At 70.8% G+C, this 17429-nt stretch carries 18 protein-coding genes; 8 read left to right on the top strand and 10 right to left on the bottom strand.

Annotation, left to right across the window (positions count from 1 at the left end):
- The first annotated feature begins 142 nt into the window (after positions 1–142).
- A complete protein-coding gene (locus MFF56_RS07005) occupies positions 143–2311 on the top strand; it encodes a TonB-dependent receptor (RefSeq protein WP_082773236.1) in 2169 nt (722 codons plus the stop codon).
- A 142-nt stretch (positions 2312–2453) separates the two neighbouring features.
- On the opposite strand, the gene MFF56_RS07000 is transcribed toward MFF56_RS07005, so the two are convergent.
- Together MFF56_RS07000 and carA are read right to left on the bottom strand one after the other, a co-directional pair.
- Complete coding sequence (locus MFF56_RS07000) at positions 2454–2831, bottom strand: hypothetical protein (RefSeq protein ID WP_066925024.1); 378 nt, start codon at positions 2829–2831, stop codon at positions 2454–2456.
- 106 nt (positions 2832–2937) lie between these two features.
- Entirely contained in the window at positions 2938–4179 is a 1242-nt protein-coding gene (gene carA / locus MFF56_RS06995) for a glutamine-hydrolyzing carbamoyl-phosphate synthase small subunit (protein WP_238229882.1), read from the bottom strand.
- A 192-nt stretch (positions 4180–4371) separates the two neighbouring features.
- Here carA and MFF56_RS06990 point away from each other — a divergent pair, with 192 nt between their 5' ends.
- The gene (locus tag MFF56_RS06990) at positions 4372–4833 is read left to right on the top strand and encodes a GatB/YqeY domain-containing protein (protein WP_066925828.1); all 462 of its coding nucleotides are present in this window, start codon (positions 4372–4374) and stop codon (positions 4831–4833) included.
- Between the two features lie 285 nt (positions 4834–5118).
- Here the strand turns inward: MFF56_RS06990 and MFF56_RS06985 are convergent, their stop codons facing one another.
- The 8 genes from MFF56_RS06985 to flgF form a co-directional block, all read right to left on the bottom strand.
- Positions 5119–6120 (bottom strand): ABC transporter substrate-binding protein, encoded by a 1002-nt coding sequence (locus MFF56_RS06985; RefSeq protein WP_066924689.1) that lies wholly within the window; start codon positions 6118–6120, stop codon positions 5119–5121.
- Positions 6121–6133: 13 nt separating this feature from the next.
- Positions 6134–6919: an ABC transporter permease gene (locus MFF56_RS06980; RefSeq protein WP_082773200.1), complete on the bottom strand. Its 786-nt coding sequence runs from the start codon at positions 6917–6919 to the stop codon at positions 6134–6136.
- Between the two features lie 19 nt (positions 6920–6938).
- On the bottom strand, positions 6939–7790 hold the full coding sequence (locus MFF56_RS06975) for an ABC transporter ATP-binding protein (RefSeq protein ID WP_066924685.1): 852 nt from the start codon (positions 7788–7790) through the stop codon (positions 6939–6941).
- Between the two features lie 173 nt (positions 7791–7963).
- A complete protein-coding gene (locus tag MFF56_RS06970; protein ID WP_066924683.1) occupies positions 7964–9025 on the bottom strand; it encodes an NAD(P)H-dependent flavin oxidoreductase in 1062 nt (353 codons plus the stop codon).
- A gap of 82 nt (positions 9026–9107) precedes the next feature.
- Complete coding sequence (gene flgH, locus MFF56_RS06965; RefSeq protein WP_066924681.1) at positions 9108–9854, bottom strand: flagellar basal body L-ring protein FlgH; 747 nt, start codon at positions 9852–9854, stop codon at positions 9108–9110.
- Between the two features lie 23 nt (positions 9855–9877).
- A complete protein-coding gene (gene flgA, locus MFF56_RS06960) occupies positions 9878–10972 on the bottom strand; it encodes a flagellar basal body P-ring formation chaperone FlgA (protein WP_373324041.1) in 1095 nt (364 codons plus the stop codon).
- An 83-nt stretch (positions 10973–11055) separates the two neighbouring features.
- A complete protein-coding gene (gene flgG, locus MFF56_RS06955; RefSeq protein WP_066921081.1) occupies positions 11056–11847 on the bottom strand; it encodes a flagellar basal-body rod protein FlgG in 792 nt (263 codons plus the stop codon).
- A 13-nt stretch (positions 11848–11860) separates the two neighbouring features.
- Entirely contained in the window at positions 11861–12601 is a 741-nt protein-coding gene (gene flgF / locus MFF56_RS06950) for a flagellar basal-body rod protein FlgF (RefSeq protein ID WP_066921087.1), read from the bottom strand.
- A gap of 277 nt (positions 12602–12878) precedes the next feature.
- Between flgF and fliL the strand changes: the two genes are divergently transcribed.
- The 6 genes from fliL to MFF56_RS06920 form a co-directional block, all read left to right on the top strand.
- Entirely contained in the window at positions 12879–13385 is a 507-nt protein-coding gene (fliL, locus tag MFF56_RS06945; RefSeq protein WP_066921079.1) for a flagellar basal body-associated protein FliL, read from the top strand.
- 8 nt (positions 13386–13393) lie between these two features.
- Positions 13394–14614 carry a flagellar motor switch protein FliM gene (gene fliM, locus MFF56_RS06940; protein ID WP_066921077.1) on the top strand — a complete coding sequence of 407 codons (1221 nt, stop codon included), beginning with the start codon at positions 13394–13396 and terminating at the stop codon, positions 14612–14614.
- Between the two features lie 6 nt (positions 14615–14620).
- A complete protein-coding gene (locus MFF56_RS06935; RefSeq protein WP_066921075.1) occupies positions 14621–15136 on the top strand; it encodes a DUF6468 domain-containing protein in 516 nt (171 codons plus the stop codon).
- Between the two features lie 56 nt (positions 15137–15192).
- Positions 15193–16020: a MotE family protein gene (locus MFF56_RS06930; protein WP_066921085.1), complete on the top strand. Its 828-nt coding sequence runs from the start codon at positions 15193–15195 to the stop codon at positions 16018–16020.
- A 132-nt stretch (positions 16021–16152) separates the two neighbouring features.
- Positions 16153–16704, top strand: a complete 552-nt coding sequence (rfbC, locus tag MFF56_RS06925) for a dTDP-4-dehydrorhamnose 3,5-epimerase (protein WP_066921073.1) — start codon at positions 16153–16155, stop codon at positions 16702–16704.
- A 113-nt stretch (positions 16705–16817) separates the two neighbouring features.
- Positions 16818–17429 (top strand): dTDP-glucose 4,6-dehydratase (locus MFF56_RS06920; RefSeq protein WP_238229880.1); only part of this gene is annotated, 612 nt, incomplete at its 3' end.

Here is a 17429-nt window from a genome sequence, read left to right as displayed (position 1 = left end):
AATAGATTTAAAAGAGATCTCGATTTCGTACTCGCACGATGAATTGCGAATTTGCGCGCATTCGGTATCCGGCACCCCAGAGATCGGAAGAAGACCTGCGGTCGATCAGAGTCTCGATGACGCGTTCTGAAGGGGTACGGGAGTGAAGACTGGAATCTGCGCGCTGACGACGGCTCTGCTGGCCGGGACCGCCCTCACCACCGGGGCACACGCGCAGGTGCGACCAGCGCCAGCCTCCGAGGCGGAGACGGCCGTCACCCTCGACCAGCTCAGCGTGGAGAACGCGGTCGGGCAGCTGGGACCGCAGGGCGGCGTCACGGTCGGCTACCTGACGAAGCAGACACGCACGGCCACCAAGACCGCGACGCCGCTGCTCGACACGCCGCAATCCGTCACCGTGGTGACGCGTGAGCAGATCACCGACCAGAACTTCCAGAACCTGACCGACCAGCTCCGCTACGTGCCCGGCGTCATCCCGGCGCAGGGCGAGAGCAACCGCGACCAGGCGATCATACGCGGCCAGAGCACGAGCGCCGACTTCTTCGTCAACGGCGTGCGCGACGACGTGCAGTACTACCGCGACCTCTACAACATTGAGCGCGTCGAGGTGCTGAAGGGCCCCGACTCTCTCATCTTCGGCCGCGGCGGCGGGGGCGGCGTCATCAACCGCGTCCTGAAGGAGGCCGACGGCGCTCGCGTCCGGCAGGTCACCGCCGGGGGCGGCCAGTTCGGCGACAAGCGCCTCACGGTCGATGTCGGCGACCGCTTCAGCGACGACGCCTTCTTCCGCCTGAACGGGATCTTCGAGGATTCCGGCACCTACCGGCAGTTCGGCGAGCTGACGCGCTACGGCGTCAACCCGACCATGACGTTCCTGCTCGGCCCGCAGACGACGCTGCGGCTCTCCTACGAGTACTTCCACGACGACCGCTTCCCCGATCGCGGCATCCCCTCGCAGTTCGGGCGCGCCTACAATTACCGCAACAATATCCGCACCTTCTTCGGCAACCCGGACGTGAACTTCACGAAGGTCGACGCCCACATCGCGACGGCCACCCTCGATCACCTGTTCGATTCGGGCGTCGAGCTGCACAGCCAGCTGCGCTTCGCCGACTACAACCGGTTCTACGCCAACACGCTGCCGGGCAGTGCCGTCAACGCGGCCGGCACCAGCGTGACGATCACCGGCTACCGCAACGAGACGGACCGGACGAATTATTTCAGCCAGAACGACTTCACCTACAAATTCCTCACCGGCGACATCAAGCACACGCTGCTGGGCGGGTTCGAGCTCGGCTACCAGGAGGGCCTGACCTACCGGCAGAGCGCGCTGTTCGGCTTCGGCAATAACCTCGCGTCGAGCGTGACCGTGAACCCGCTCTCGCCGATCACCCGCGTGCCGGTGACCTTCCGCAACAACGGCGGCTCGGATGCCAATGCGCGCTACGACCTCGGCCTCGCCGCCGTCTACGCCCAGGACCAGATCGAGCTGAACCCCTACGTGCAGGTCGTCGGCGGCTTGCGCTACGACCACTTCGACTTCGCGGCGCGCAACCAGAACAACGGGGTCACGTATCAGCGGATCGACGACCTCGTGTCGCCGCGCGCCGGCCTCGTGATCAAGCCGCTGCCGAACCTCGCCTTCTACGGCAGCTACAGCGTGTCCTACCTGCCGAGTTCCGGCGACCAGATCGGTAACTTCACGCCGGGCCTCGTCATCGCCCAGCCGGAGCGGTTCCAGAACCTCGAGGTCGGCGCGAAGTACGACGTCAGCCCGACCTTCCAGCTCACGGCCGCGGGCTACACCCTCGACCGGACCAACCAGCGCCTGCCGGACCCAAACAATGCCGGCTTCTTCATCCTGTCGGGCCGGACGAACACGCGGGGGTTCGAGATCGGTGCCAACGGCTACGTCACCGACTGGTGGCAGGTCGCGGGCGGCTACGCCTTTACGGACGCGCGCATCGAGAGTGCGACCTCGGCCACGATCCTGGCCGGCAACACGGTCGGGCTCGTGCCGTTCAATTCGGTCTCGCTGTGGAACAAATTCGCGCTGACGCCGGAATTCTCGGTCGGCATCGGCTACATCTACCAGACGCACACCTTCGCGTCGTCCGACGACACGGTGCGGCTGCCGGGCTATTCCCGCTTCGATCTCGGGCTGTTCTATCAGATCAACGAATCGACGCGGGCGCAGCTCAACATAGAGAACCTGTTCGACCGGCGTTACATCTACACGGCCGACAACAACAACAACATCACGCCCGGCGCCCCGCGCACCATCCGGGCACAGGTCATCGTCCGATTCTGAGGGAAGGCGCGCCTCGGCCCTTGGGATCCATGAACGCCGCGGCTTCAGGACGAGAAACCTCGGTCTGTCCGAGTCCCGGGTTCCGCTACGCGGCCCCGGGATGAGGGCGAGGAGGCGGCAGCAACGGACCGATCGGCCGGGATCAGCCGCCGATGAGCAGGACGGCGACGGCCCGGTCGATCGAGAGGTAGAACAGCCCGAAGGCGACGAGCGCGGCGGCGGCGAACTCGATGGCGACGTTGCCGAGCGTCTGCGAGCGGCGCAGCACCTCGCGGCCGAAATAGACCGAGAGCCACGCCACGGTGAGAACCATCGGCATCACGAAGAGGAAGGACCACGTGCTCTCGACGCGACCGAGGCCGGCGGGATCGACCAGCGGCCGGATGTTGCGCACCCAGGGGGCGTCCAGGGCAGCGTAGAGGGCCGTCACCCAGGCGAGCGACACCGCGACACCGAGATGGAAGGTGAAGATGCGATGCAGGCGCGAGAAGTCGTCGCTGACGTGATCGATCGTGGTCAAAGCGTCCCCCGAATTCAGTGGAGACCCCGCGACGGTGCTCTGACGGCACCGTTCGCGGGGCGCTGAACCCGGAATGACGGCGGAATCGGCTGTTTCTATGACGCCCTCAGGCCGGATCGGCCTTATTGGCGGCCTCGGGTTTGCCGGATCGCATCAGCGCGACGAAGCGCTCGAACAGGTAGTGGCTGTCGCGGGGCCCGGGCGAGGCCTCCGGATGGTGCTGCACCGAGAAGGCCGGGCGGTCGGTCAGCGTCAGGCCGCAATTCGATCCGTCGAAGAGCGAGACGTGGGTCTCGACCGCGTTGCCCGGCAGGCTCTCCGGATCGACCGCGAAGCCGTGGTTCATCGAGACGATCTCGACCTTGCCGGTGGTCTTGTCCTTCACCGGATGGTTCGCGCCGTGATGGCCCTGGCCCATCTTCACGGTGCGCCCGCCGAGCGCGAGGCCCATGAGCTGGTGACCGAGGCAGATGCCGAAGGTCGGCACACGCTCGTCGAGGAGTTGGCGGATCACCGGCACGGCGTACTGGCCGGTCGCGGCCGGGTCGCCCGGGCCGTTCGACAGGAACACGCCGTCGGGCTTGAGCGCCATGATCTCCTCGGCGGTGGTGGTGGCGGGCACCACCGTGACGTCGCAGCCGGCTTCCGCCAGCAGCCGCAGGATGTTGCGCTTCACGCCGTAATCGATCGCCACGACCCGCAGGCCCTCGCCCTGGGCGCGGCTGCCGTAGCCGCCCTGGACCGCCCAGGTGGTCTCGGTCCAGGCCGCGTGCGCGCGGCTCGTCACCGGCGGCACGAGGTCGAGGCCCTCCATCGGGGCGAGCGCCGCGGCGCGCGCCTTCAGGGCCTCGCGGTCGAAGCGGCCCTCGGGGTCGTTGGCGATCACGGCGTTCGGCATGCCCCGGTCGCGGATCCGGGCGGTGAGCGCGCGGGTGTCGATCCCGGTGATGCCGACGATGCCGCGGGCCTTCAACCAGGCGTCGAGATGGCTCGACGAGCGCCAGCTCGAGGGCTGCGTCACGGCGGAGGCGATCACCGCGCCGCGCACGCCCGAGGCCGGAGCGGCGTCGAGGCTCTCGAGATCCTCGTCGTTGGTGCCGACATTGCCGATATGCGGGAAGGTGAAGGTGACGATCTGGCCCGCGTAGGAGGGGTCCGTCAGGATCTCCTGGTAGCCCGTCATGGCGGTGTTGAAGCAGACCTCGCCGTCCGCGACACCCGTCTGGCCGATGCCGAATCCTTCCAGGACCGTGCCGTCGGCCAGCACCAGCAGCGCGGTGACGACGGGGTCGGCCCAGGGAGCGGGCGCGGGACGGGATTGCGCTGTGGCGCCTTCGTCTTGCAGCATCGGCGTGATCTCGCTTATGTCCGGTGCCGGATCCGGCGCCTGCGATGAGGCGCGGCGGGCGGCCAAAACCCTCGTGCGGCGCTCTTAGCGAGCGGCCCGCGTCAGGGTCAATGTGGCGCGCCCGCCTTCCCCGCTCAACATCCGCGCCGCGCAGGGCCGACGCCCGTTTTTCGTATCACAGGAGAGAGTTCGATGCTGCGCGCGCGCTTCACCGCCGAGATGAAGGAGGCCATGAAGGCCGGCGAGAAGGACAAGCTCGCCACGATCCGGATGATCCAGGCGGCGCTCAAGGACAAGGACATCGAGGCCCGCGGCCTCGGCAAGGAGGCGGTCTCCGACGAGGAGATCCTGGCGCTCCTGCAGAAGATGATCAAGCAGCGCACCGAATCGGCCGGCGTCTACGAGCAGGGCGGCCGCCCGGAACTCGCGGCCAACGAGCGCGCCGAGATCGCGATCATCCAGGGCTTCCTGCCGCAGCAGATGGACGAGGCCGAGACGAAGGCCGCGATCGACGCCGCGATCGCCGAGACGGGTGCCGCCGGACCGAAGGACATGGGCAAGGTGATCGGCGCCCTGAAGGGCAAGTTCGCCGGCCGGATGGATTTCGGTCGGGCCAGCGGCCTCGTGAAGGACGCTCTCGCCGCCAAGGGCTGAGGCGCGGGAGCGGGCGGAGCGACAGCCGCAAATTCCCTCTCCCCGCTGTGCGGGGAGAGGGCTTCGGCGACCTCGTCGTCGCCGAAGCGAGCCGGCGTATCGATCCCGGAGGGATCGACGCGATGGTGAGGGGGCTTCGACGGGGGAGTCTCTTCCGTTCAAGCCCCCTCACCGCCGCTGCGGCTTCGCCTGCGCTTCCCTCAGGCACGACAGGGTGCCCGCGGGCCTCTCCCCGCGCGCGGGGAGCAGGGAGCGCCACATCCTGAACCGCCGGCGGACGCCCGCCTACTCCATCGCCCGCTTCACGAAGCGGTCCTCGAAGGTCCTGGCGAGGTCGATCTGCGCGCCCTGCAATTCGGGGTCGAGGGTGCGGACCAGCTCCAGCACGCTGTTCATGCCGTCGCGGCTCGGGATGCCGGTGCGCGAGTAGGTGGCGAGCGAGTTCCTCACCGCCTGCACGTAGAGGGCCCGGTCGCCGAAATGGTAGGTCGGCGGGACCAGGTCGGCGATCTCCTCCGGGCTCGCGGTGGCGACCCACTTCAACGCCTTGGTGAAGGCGTTCACCACCTTCTGGGTGCCGACCCCGTGGCGCTCGATCCAGTCCTGCTTGGTGTAGACGACCGCGGCCGGGTTCGGCCCGCCGAAGAGCTGGCGCGTGCCCTCGTCCGTGCGGGTGTCGACCAGGACCTTGATGTCGCCATCCGCCTCCAGCTTCGCGATCACCGGGTCGAGGTGCGAGACCGCGTCGATCTCGCCCTTCTTCATCGCCGCGATGGCGCCGGCCCCGCCGCCGATGCCGATGAGGGGTGCGTCGGTGGCCTTGAGCCCGGCCTTGATCATCGCGAACTGCACGGCGAGCGCCGTCGAGGAGCCGGGCGCCGTCACGCCGATCTTGCGGCCCTTCAGGTCGGCCACGCTCTTCACCGTGTTGGCGAGGTCCTTGCGCACGCCGATGACGATGGCGGGAAGCCGGCCGAGTTCGCACACGGCGCGCACGTCCTGGCCCTTCGCCTGCATGCGGAGCGTGTGCTCGTAGGCGCCCGCGACCACATCGACGGAACCGCCGATCAGCGCCTGCAGCGAGCGCGCACCGCCGCCGAAATCGTTGATCTCGGCCTCGATGCCCTCCTCCTTGAAGAAGCCCTTCCGCTCGGCAACCGTCAGCGGCAGGTAGTAGAGCAGGGGCTTGCCGCCGACGCCGATGCGGACCTTCACGGTCTCGGCGCGGGCGGTCCGGCCGAGGCTCAGCGCCGCGGCGGCGCCAAGGAGGAAGCTGCGGCGTTGCATCGGATCAGTCCTTTCAGCCCTGGCCGCCCGCCTGCGGACGCCAGACGAGGAGACGGTTCTCGATCACGGTGACGACCGCGTCGATCACGATGACGAAGACGGTGAGGATCAGCATGCCGGCGAAGACGCCGGTGACGTCGAACACGCTCTCGGCCTCGTGGATCTTGTAGCCGAGGCCCGCCGACGAGCCGAGATACTCGCCCACCACCGCGCCGACCAGCGCGAAGCCCACCGCGGTGTGGAGCGAGGAGAACATCCAGGTGAGCGCCGAGGGCCAGTAGACGTGGCGCAGGAGCCCGCGCTCGTTCAGCCCCAGCATGCGGGCGTTGTTGAGCACCACCGGGCTCACCTCGCGCACGCCCTGGTAGACGTTGAAGAACACGATGAAGAACACGAGCGTGAAGCCCAGCGCCACCTTCGACCAGATGCCGAGCCCGAACCAGAGCGCGAAGATCGGCGCCAGCACCACGCGGGGCAGGGCGTTGGCGGCCTTGATGTAGGGATCGAACACCGCGGCGAGCAGCGCGTTGCGGGCGAACAGGAAGCCGAAGGCGATGCCGCCGGCCGCGCCGAACACGAAGGCCAGCACCGTTTCCTGCAGGGTGATCCAGAGATGGCCCCAGATCTCAGGGGTCAGCATCTCGGCCCAGGCGCGGGAGAGCACGGCGCCCGGCGTCGAGAAGAAGAACTGGATCTGCCGCGTCTCGCCGAGGACGGGATAGACGGTCAGCACGTGCCAGATGCCGAGGCCCGCGAGGCCGACGCCGATCTGGAGCGCGAGGAGCAGGAGGCGGTTCACGGTCTGGGATCTCCGCGCGTCAGGCCGGGCCGCCGGCATAGGCGCGCGAGACCTCGACCCTGAGGCAGGACCAGATCTCGCGGTAGAGGTCGTGGAAGCGCGATTCCAAACGGATCTCGCTGATGTCGCGGGGCCGGTCCAGGGGCACGGGGAAGTCCCCGACGACGCGGGCGGCGGGGCCCGCCGAGAGCACGACCACCCGGTCGGAGAGCGCGATCGCCTCCTCGAGGTCGTGGGTCACGAAGATCACCGCCTTGCGGTTCTGCGCCCAGAGGTCGAGCAGCAGATTTCCCATGATCTGGCGGGTCTGCGCGTCGAGCGGCCCGAAGGGCTCGTCCATCAGCAGGATCTCGGGATCGCGGATCAGCATCTGGGCGAGCGCCACGCGCTTGCGTTGCCCGCCCGAGAGCATGTGGGGATAGCGGTCGGTGAAGGTCGCGAGCCCCACCCGGCCGAGCCAGGCGCGCGCCCGCTCCCGGGCCTCGGCGCGGCGCACGCCCTGCGGCTCGAGGGCGACCGCCACGTTGTCGAGCGCCGTCTTCCAGGGCATCAGCGCGTCGGCCTGGAAAAGGTAGCCGGCCCGCGCGTTCAGCCGGGGGAGGGGCTGGCCGAAGATCTCGACGCGGCCCGCGGCGGGCTTCAGCAGTCCCGCGGCGGCGTTGAGGATCGTGGACTTGCCGGAGCCCGTCGGGCCGACGACGGCAACGAACTCGCCCGGCCGCACCGCCAGGTCGATGCCCTCGACCGCGACGTAGCGCTTGCCGCCCTTCAGCGTGAAGGCGATGGACACAGCATCGAGGCGCACGGCCGCCTGCAGGGGCGTCGCCGCCGCGCTCGCCGCCTCGGACGAGCCTTGCCGGCTGCCCTCCATCCGCGTTCTCCCGTGGCCGTCATCCGGTGGGTGGTCCTGACGGCCTTGGCGACCTTTTCCTCGAGCCCGCGGCGGAGATCAATCGCGCGCGACGCGCGGCGATGAGACAGAATGGCCACCGCCAACCGGATTTTTTCACCGGGAGCCCGGGATGATAACGGGGCCGCGGACCGTCAGCGCAGCCTGTCCGCGCCCCCGGCAAGCGCGCGGGTGAGCGCGGCGGCGTCCCGGACCTTCGCCAGAGGCGCGCCCTGGCCGGCCCAGAGCGGCGTGAAATCGCCCGAGCCGCGGGCCTCGGCCGCCACGCGCAACGGCTGCAGCGCCACCGCCGCCCGCGGGAAGGCCGGGGCGTCGGGGGCGATCGGCCCGAATTCCCGCATCGCCCGGTTGCGGAGGCCGCGGGCGGGCCGGCCGGTGAACACCGTGGTGAGCGCCGTGTCGGCGTCGCCCGCCTCCGCCAGCGCCCGCGCGTGAACCGCCGACAGGCCGGCCGCCTCGCAGGCGAGGTAGGCGGTGCCGACCTGCACCGCCGCGGCGCCGAGCGCGAAGGCGGCCGCCGAACCGCGCGCGTCCGCGATCCCGCCCGCGGCGATCACCGGCAGGTCCACGGCGTCCACCACCTGCGGAACGAGGGCGAGCGTGCCGACCTGGCCGGCGATGTCCTCGCTCAGGAACAGGCCGCGGTGTCCGCCGGCCTCGAGGCCCTGCGCGATGATGGCGTCGACCCCGCGCTCGGCGAGCCAGCGGGCTTCGGCGACCGTGGTGGCGCAGCCGAGGATGCGGCAGCCCGCCGCCCGCACCGCCGCTAGGAGCTCCGGCTCGGGCAGGCCGAAATGGAAACTGACCACCGGCGGGCGCAACGCCGTCACGGCCTCGGCCATGCCGGCGTCGAACGGGGCCCGCTCGGGGCCGGGCGTCACCGCCGCGGGGTCGATGCCGAGCGCGCGGTAGGCCGGTGCGAGGCGGGCCGCCCAGGCCGCCTCCCGCTCGGGATCCGGCGCGGCACGGCGGTGCGCGAAGAAGTTGAGGTTGAACGGCCGACCGGTCCGCGCCCGCAGCGCCGCGACCTCGGCGCGGATCCCGTCCGGGCTCATCGCCGCGCAGGCGATGGAGCCGAGGCCGCCGGCCGCGCTCACCTCGGCCGCCAGCGCGGGCTTGGGCCCGATCATCGGGGCCTGGATCACCGGGTGCTCCAGGCCAAAGCGCTCGCAGAAGGCGCGCCGCGGATCGCTCATCCGTCCCTCGCCGATTCGGAAGGTAAACGAGCGATGCACCTTTCCCGCCGCCCGCGCCAGCGCGTCGGGGCGCGGACCCGCCTCAGAACGGCAGCAGCACGTCGATCACCTGCTGGCCGTAGCGGGGCTGCTGCACGTCGGTGATCTGGCCGCGGCCGCCGTAGGCGATGCGGGCCTGGGCGATCTTGGCCGAATCGATGGTGTTGTCGGACTCGATGTCCTCCGGCCGCACCACGCCCGCCACGATCAGCTCGCGCACCTCGAAGTTGACCCGGATCTCCTGCTTGCCCTCGACCACGAGGTTGCCGTTCGGAAGAACCTGCGTGACCACCGCCGCAACGCTCGTCGTCACGGTCTCGGCCCGCTGCACCGAGCCGGCGCCGTCGCTCGAGGTGTTGGAGGTGGCGTTCAGGAGCTTGTCGGCGGCGATGCCGGCCGCGGCCACCCCGGCGCTCTTCTCGAATCCGAAGGCGTTCGGCAGGCCGAAGCCCTCGCTGTTCGAGCGCGAGCGCTTGGTCTCGTTGTTGAGGTTCGCCCGGTCGGTGACGTTCACCTTCACGGTGACGAGGTCGCCGATGCGGGCGGCGCGCTGGTCCTTGAAGAAGGCGCGCGAGCCGGTGCGCCAGAGCGAGTTCGGCGCGTAGGAGACCGGCTGCACGTCCGGCATCGGCATCCGCACCGGCTTGTAGCCGGGCTGGCTCGTCGGGTCCTCGATCGCCGAGAGCACCGGCTGCGCGCCGATCTGCGAGAGCCGGTCGGCGGTGTTGCAGGCGCCGAGCCCGCCGCAGGCGAGCGCGAGGAGGGGGAGACGCAGGGCGGAGCGGATCATGGGCTTGGACCGGCGTGTCTGGATCAGCGGAGGGCGGTGGTGCCGGGCAGGGCGGCGCTGGCTTGGCGCTGCGGCCCGGCGGGGCTGACCGAGACGCGGCCCTGGCCCACGACGACCGCCTGCAGCACCTTCTTGGAGGCGGCGTTCACCACGTTGACGACGGCGCCGAGCCGGCCGGGCTCGTTGGCGATGCCGCGCATCGAGAGCGTGATGCCGGGCGCCTCGTAGAGGATCGTCACCATCTCGCCGCGGGCGACGAGTTCGGGCGGCGCGGTGTCGCCGGCGCGCAGGACCGTGCCCGCACCGAGCGCGCGCTGCGCGACCTCGCCGGGCACGGCCTGCGCGAGCGCGTCCTGCGGGGCGCCCTCGCGCGGACGGCGCTCGAGCGTGACATCCGCCTCGCTGAGGCGCTCGCCGCGTCCGACGGCCCGGACCAGCACCGCGACCTCGCGCAGCTCGACCGCGACGCCGGTCACCCGCAGGGTCGCCTGGCGCTCGCCGAGGCTGATCAGCGCCGCGAGCCGGCGCGTGCGCGGATCGTAGGTGAGGTCGAGCGCAGCGACCTGCCCGCCGAGATCCGTGGGCGCCAGGAGGACCGGCCCCTCGCCGTCGAGACGCACGCTCACCAGGCTCGGGTCGAGGCCGAACCCGGATTCCAGGCCGCGCTTGAGCGCCGCCTCGATCTCGCCCGCCGCGACCCGGCGGGCCGCGCGCTGGACGCTGACCTGGACGCGGCCGCCGGTCTCGACCGGCCCGAGGCCAGCGGAGGCGGCCGCATCGACGATGCGCCGGGCCTGGATGGTGCCGGTGGCGCCGAGCGCGGGCGCGCGGAAGAGCGGGCGGGCCGCCGCCGCCGCGGGGGCGTTCTCCACGAGGTCGCCGAGGGTGAGCACGTCGCCGCGCGCGGTGACATCGCCGCGCAGGCGCATCGGCGCATCGGCCAGCGCCGGAAGCGTCCACGCCCCGATCATCGCGAGGGCCGCGAAGGCGAGCCAGGCGCGCACGGCCACGCCGAGCCGCATCGGCACGGCGCGCATCGGCGGGCGGCGCACGATCGGCCTCAGGTCGGCGAGGTCGAAGAGGTCCTGGCCCGCGGGCCGGTCGTCGTTCGCGGCCATGTCGCCGACGGCGTCGTATCGCATCGTGTCGTAACGCGCGGCTCTGGCGGATCGGGAGCGGTCGGTCATGGCGCGTCCCCGGATCAGCTGCGGAACATCTGCGAGGTGGTGGAGAGCATCTGGTCGGCGGCGGTGACGACCTTCGAGTTCATCTCGTAGGCGCGCTGCGCGGCGATCAGCGAAGAGATCTCGGTGACGGCGTTCACGTTCGCCTCCTCGAGATAGGATTGCTGGAGGTTGCCGAAGCCTTCGGTGCCCGGCACCCCGTTGATGGCCGGGCCGGAGGCCGCGGTCTCGATGAACAGGTTGTCGCCGATCGATTCCAGGCCGACCTTGTTGACGAAGCGGGCGAGCTGGAACTGGCCGAGCTGCTGGGGCGCGGTCTGGCCCGGAAGGGTCGCCTGCACGGCGCCCGTCGCGCTGATCTGCACGGAGGTCGCGGTGTTGGGCACCGTGACGCCCGGATCCACGAGGTAGCCGTCGCGGGTGACGAGTTGCCCCTGCGCCGAGAGGTCGAAGGAGCCGTCGCGGGTATAGGCGGTGCGGCCGTCCGGCAGGGTGATCCGGAAGAACCCCTCGCCGCGCACCGCGACGTCGTACTCCTTCTCGGTCGAGGTGAGCGTGCCCTGGGACATCACCCGGGCGGTCGAACTCGTCTTCACGCCCGAGCCGATCGCGAGACCGGCCGGGAGTTGCGTGTTCTGTTCCGAGGTCGAGGAGCCGGCCCGGCGCAGGTTCTGGTAGAGCAGGTCCTGGAAATGCGGCTGCTGGCGCTTGTAGCCGGTGGTGCGCAGGTTCGCGATGTTGTTGGAGATGACCTGGACGTTGAGTTCCTGGGCCGCCATGCCGGTGGCGGCGGCGTAGAGGGCGCGCATCGCTCAGAACTCCTTAGGCGACGTCGGCGAGGCGGCGGATCGCCGTGCCCCGCAGGTCGTCGAGGCGCGTGATCATGCTGGAGACCGTCGCGTAGCTGCGGTTCAGGTCCATCAGCCGGGTCATCTCGACGACCGGGCGGACGTTCGAGCGCTCCAGCGCCCCGGCCTCGAGCCGGCCCTGGAGCCCGGCGGGCTGGGCGGGCACGGGGGAGGCGTAGAGGTTGCCGCCCTCGTTCGTCAGCCGCTGCGGGTTGGCGAAGGTGACGAGCCGGAGCTTGCCGCGCACGCCGAAATTCGTGGAGACGGTGCCGTCCGCGCCGATGGTCAGGCCGGTCTCCTGCGCGTTGATGGCGATCGGGCCGCCCTCGCCGAGGACCGGGTTGCCGTCGCTCGTCACGAGTTGGCCCTGCGCGTTCATCTCCAGCGCGCCGTTGCGGGTGTAGCGCTCGCCCTGTGGCGTCTGCACGGCCAGGAAAGCCTCGCCGCGGATCGCCACGTGCAGCGGGTTGCCGGTCTGCTCGATCGGCCCCTGCGCGAGGTTGAGCACCGTGCCCTGGTCGATGACGTAGGAGACGCGGCGGTCGGGGCCCGTGAAGCTGTCCGCGCTCGCCACCGGCATCAGGTATTCCTGGAATCGGGTGTCGCGGGACTTGAAGCCCGTGGTCGAGACGTTGGCCATGTTGTTGGCGATGACGTCGAGCTGGCGCTGAAGCGCGGCCTGGCTCGACACACCGACGAAGAGAGCGTTCTGCATCTGAGGACCCGGGACCGTGCCGCGACCGGCGGCCCTGTCCACAGCGCATCGGGCGTGCCAGGTCCGGCCGGTGGCGAAATCCTTTTCGCACCAGAGGCTTGCGGTGGCGCGGCCGAGACGGCGCCCCCGGTGCGGAGCGCCCGGCGGCAAAGCTGACCCGGCAGTTCTTGCCGCCTTAACGGCGCGTTAACCGCGTTCGCCGGATATCGGACGGCACCGGCCGTGCGCGCGTACGCTGCGTCGGCCCAGTCCCGTTCCAGCGCCGGATCCGACGCTCATGGCCAAGAAGCCCAAGAAGGCGCCCGCCGCGGAGGGCGAGACCGGCGAGGCCGAGGCCCCGAAGAGCCGCAAGAAGCTCTTCATCGCGGTCGGCGCCGCGGCGCTCCTCGTGCTGGGCGGGGGCGGCGCCTTCGTGCTGAAGAAGCGCGGCGCCGAGGCGCAGGCCGCGCACGCCGAGGAGCAGAAGCCCGTCGTCTTCCTCGACATGCGCGAGATGATGCTCAACCTCTCCCCCGAGGCCGGACCCGGCCAGGACCGGGCGAAGTACGCCAAGCTGCGCATCACCCTTGAGCTGAAGGACGCCAAGGTCGAGGGCGAGGTGAAGCCCCTGATGCCCCGCGTCGAGGACACGCTGCAGGTCTACATGCGGGAGCTTCGACCGAGCGACCTCTCGGGCTCCACGGGCCTCTACCGGCTGCGCGAGGAACTGCTGCGCCGGGTCAACGTGGCGGTCTACCCGGCCAAGGTCGAGGCCGTGCTCTTCAAGGACGTGATCCTCCAGTAGGCGCGGGCATGGAACCGGACGATCCGAACCTCGAGGACGACTGGGCCGCGGCCCTGATCGAGCAGAACAATTCCGGCGAGGGCGGCGACGCCTCGCTCGCCGAGGAATGGGGCGCGGCGCTCGCCGAGCAGGGCACCACCCGCAACGCCAGCGACGTCGCGGCCGAGTGGGCGACGATGATCGAGGACGGGGAGGCCGACGACCTCCCCGAACTCGCCGGCAACGACCGCATCCTCAACCAGGACGAGATCGACGGCGTCCTGGGCTTCTCCATGCGCGAGCTCTCGGCCTCCGGGGCCGGGGGCGTGCGCGCCATCGTCGATTCGGGCGTCGTCCAGTACGAACGCCTGCCGATGCTGGAGATCGTCTTCGACCGGATGATCCGGTTGCTGTCGACATCGTTGCGCAACTTCTTCCAGGACAACGTCGAGGTGACGCTGGACAACATCACCTCGGTCCGCTTCGGCGACTACGTCAACGCCATCCCGCTGCCGACGCTGCTGGGCGTGTTCAAGGCCGATACCTGGGAGAATTCGGGCCTCGTCACGGTCGAGCAGAACCTCGCCTACTCGACGCTCGACCTCCTGCTCGGGGGCAAGCGCGGCGGTTCCTCCACGCGGCTGGACGGGCGGCCCTTCACGGGCATCGAGATGCAGCTCGTGCGCCGCCTGGTCGAGATCATCCTGGGCGACCTGGAACAGTCGTTCCAGCCGCTCTCCCCGGTGCATTTCGCCATCGATCGGATCGAGACCAACCCGCGCTTCGCCACCATCACCCGGCCGGGCAACGCCGCCATCCTGATCGGCCTGCGCCTCGACATGGACGGGCGCGGCGGCCTGCTGCAGATCCTCTTCCCCTACGCCACGATCGAGCCGATCCGTGAACTGCTCATGCAGAGCTTCATGGGCGAGAAGCTCGGCCGGGACCAGATCTGGGAAGGCCACCTCGCCACCGAGATCTGGCAGGCGGACCTGACCATGCAGGCGGTGCTCCACGAGATGATGCTGCCGCTCAAGCGCGTGATGGGGCTGAAGGTCGGCGACACGCTGATGTTCGACGCCAAGCCCACGGACCTGATCACCGTGCGCTGCGGCGACTGGCACCTGACGCAGGGGCGGATTGGGCGGATCGACGACAGCATCGCCGTCCAGGTCACCCGGCCGCTGCGGCGCTCGCGCACCACGCTCCAGGCCTACGAGGCCTCGATGAACAACCGCAACGAGGGCTAGCGTCCGATGAGTACCCTTGTCACGCTGCTCGCCGACGGCCTCGTCGCGGTCCTGCTCGTCGCCACCATCGTCTCCTCGCTCCGCCTGTCCCGCCGCATCGCGCAGATGAAGGCCGACGAGGCGGCCTTCCGCCGGACGATCGGCGACCTCATGGCCGCGAGCGCGACCGCCGAGCGCGCGATCGCGGGCCTGCGCAGCGCCATCGACGAGTGCGACCGGACGCTCGCCGAGCGCCTGGAGGCGGCCGGCCGCGGCGCCGCCGAGATCGCCGCCCAGGTCGCGGCCGGGGAGGGCGTCATCAGCCGCATCGGCGCCATCGTGGGCGAGGCCCGCGGCGCGGGGCGGCCGGCAGCAGCCGCCGCGCTCGCGACGTCGGCGCCGGGCCAGCCGCCCGCCATCCGGCCCGAGCCGGCATCCGAGGCGGTCGAGGGCCTGCACAGCGAGCGCCTCGGTGCCGCCGCGGCCGCGGCCCTCGCCATGACCGAGCGGGCATTGCAGCGCGTGCGGAGCCGCGCCGCGTGAGCGCCCGGCCGCCCGCACGCCAGGATGCCGGCCCCCCGGGCACGGTCGCGGCCCCGGTGCCCGGCAAGCGCGCGGTCGGAGCCGCGGCCAGAGCCGCCACGGCGCTGCGGCTGTCGCGGCTTCGCCAGCCGAGACCCCTGCGCCTGCGCCTCGTCGATGCGGTGGCGCTCGCCGCGGCCGGGCTTCTGGTGCTCAAGCTCCTGTCGCTCGTCCAGCCCGAGGATGGTCCCGGTGGCGAACTGCCGGCCTTCGCCCGGGTGCTCGCGCAGGCTCGCACCGGCTACGAGCCGAAGGACCCCTCGACCACCGGCTCGGTCGGCCCGAAGGATCAGGAGAAGGCCGCCGACAGGCCCGTCGAGAAACCGCCGGAGCCGCCGCGGGGGCAGCCGCCCCTCGCGGAGCCCGCCTCGGCCACGGAGCGCGCGCTCCTCGAGAAGCTCGGCGCCCGCCGGGATGCCCTGCGGCAGAAGAGCGAGGAGCTGGACCTGCGCGAGCGCATGCTCGGCGAGGCGGAGCGCAAGCTGGAGGCCGGCGTCGGCGAGTTGCGGCAGGCCGAGGACAAGGCGGATGGCGCCGGGCGCGAGCGGGCCGAGGCCGAGCGGGCCGGCATGAAGAACATCGTCACGATGTACGAGACGATGAAGCCGAAGGACGCGGCCCGCGTCTTCGACCGGCTCGGCCACGAGGTGCTGGTGCCGCTCGTGCTGGCCATGAACCCGCGCAAGATGGCCGAGGTTCTGGCCGTGATGCAGCCGGAGGCGGCCGAGCGCCTGACCGTGGCGCTCGCCAACCGCGCCCGCGGCGTCGCGCCCGCGCAGCAGGCGGCGGTCCCCGGCCTGCCGCCGAACGAGCTGCCGGCAATCGACCCGGCCGCCGCGCGCTGAGCCGCTTCGAACCAGGCCGAAGGGTGGTCCACCCTTCGGAGTCCCGGTCGTGGCCGCGCGGCGCACGCGCTTGACATCCGCACAGAATGCCGGGAAGCCCCCCGCGCAGAGCGGACGGCGCCGGGAGGGGTCATGGAAGTCATCGAGACGGCAATCCCGGCGGTGAAGCGGGTGCGCCCCCGGCGCCACGGCGATGCCCGCGGCTGGTTCTCGGAGACCTTCCGGGCGGACGTGCTGGCCGAGGCCGGGATCGACTGCGCCTTCGTACAGGACAACCAGTCCTTCTCGGCGCCGAAGGGCACCATCCGCGGGCTGCATTTCCAGGTCCCGCCGCAGCCCCAGGCCAAGCTGATCCGCGTGCTCGCCGGCGCGATCCTCGACGTGGCGGTCGACATCCGGCGCGATTCGCCGACCTTCGGCCGGTACGTCGCCGTGACGCTCGACGCCGAGGGCGGCGAGCAGCTCTTCATCCCGCACGGCTTCGCGCACGGCTTCTGCACGCTGACGCCCGACGTGATGGTCGCCTACAAGGTCGACGCCTACTACAGCCCCGCCCACGACCGGGCCCTCGTCTGGAACGATCCCGAGATCGGCATCGACTGGCCGGTGGCCGAGGCCGAGGCGATCCTCTCCGACAAGGATCGCCGCGCGCCTCGCTTGGCCGATCTCGGGCCGGCCTTCTAGGGCCCGTCGTCCCGGACCCGCCACATTCTTCCTGTCTGGGGCGGACGGAACCGGTTGCGGCGGGGCAGGACGTCCCGAAGACGCGCAACACTCGGCCTGACGGAGACATCGCGATGCGGATACTGGTGACCGGGGGCTGCGGCTTCATCGGCTCGGCGCTCGTCCTGCATCTGGTGCAGGATCTCGGGCACGAGGTCGCCACGCTCGACGCGCTCACCTACGCGGCCAACCCGGTCTCGCTGCAGCCGCTGGCCGAGGATCCGCGCCACCGCCTGATCGAGGCCGACATCTGCGACGCCGAGGCCGTCCAGGCCGCCTTCGCGGCGTTCCAGCCCCAGGCTGTGATGCACCTGGCCGCCGAGAGCCACGTCGACCGCTCGATCACCGGACCCGGCGCCTTCATCCGCACCAACGTGGTCGGCACCCAGGTGATGCTGGACGCCGCACGCCGCCACTACGAGGGCCTGGGCGCAGACAAAGCCTCCTTCCGCTTCCTGCACGTCTCCACCGACGAGGTCTACGGCTCGCTGCCCCCCGACGCCTTCTTCACGGAAGCGAGCCGCTACGACCCGCGCTCGCCCTACTCGGCGTCAAAAGCGGCCTCCGACCATCTGGCGCGCGCATGGCACGAGACCTACGGCCTGCCGGTGCTGGTGACGAACTGCTCGAACAACTACGGCCCGCGCCACTTCCCCGAGAAGCTGATCCCGCTGATGATCCTGAAC

This window comes from Methylobacterium hispanicum (assembly GCF_022179285.1).
GTDB classification, from domain to species: domain Bacteria; phylum Pseudomonadota; class Alphaproteobacteria; order Rhizobiales; family Beijerinckiaceae; genus Methylobacterium; species Methylobacterium hispanicum.
This window is presented reverse-complemented; position numbering and strand designations above follow the sequence as displayed.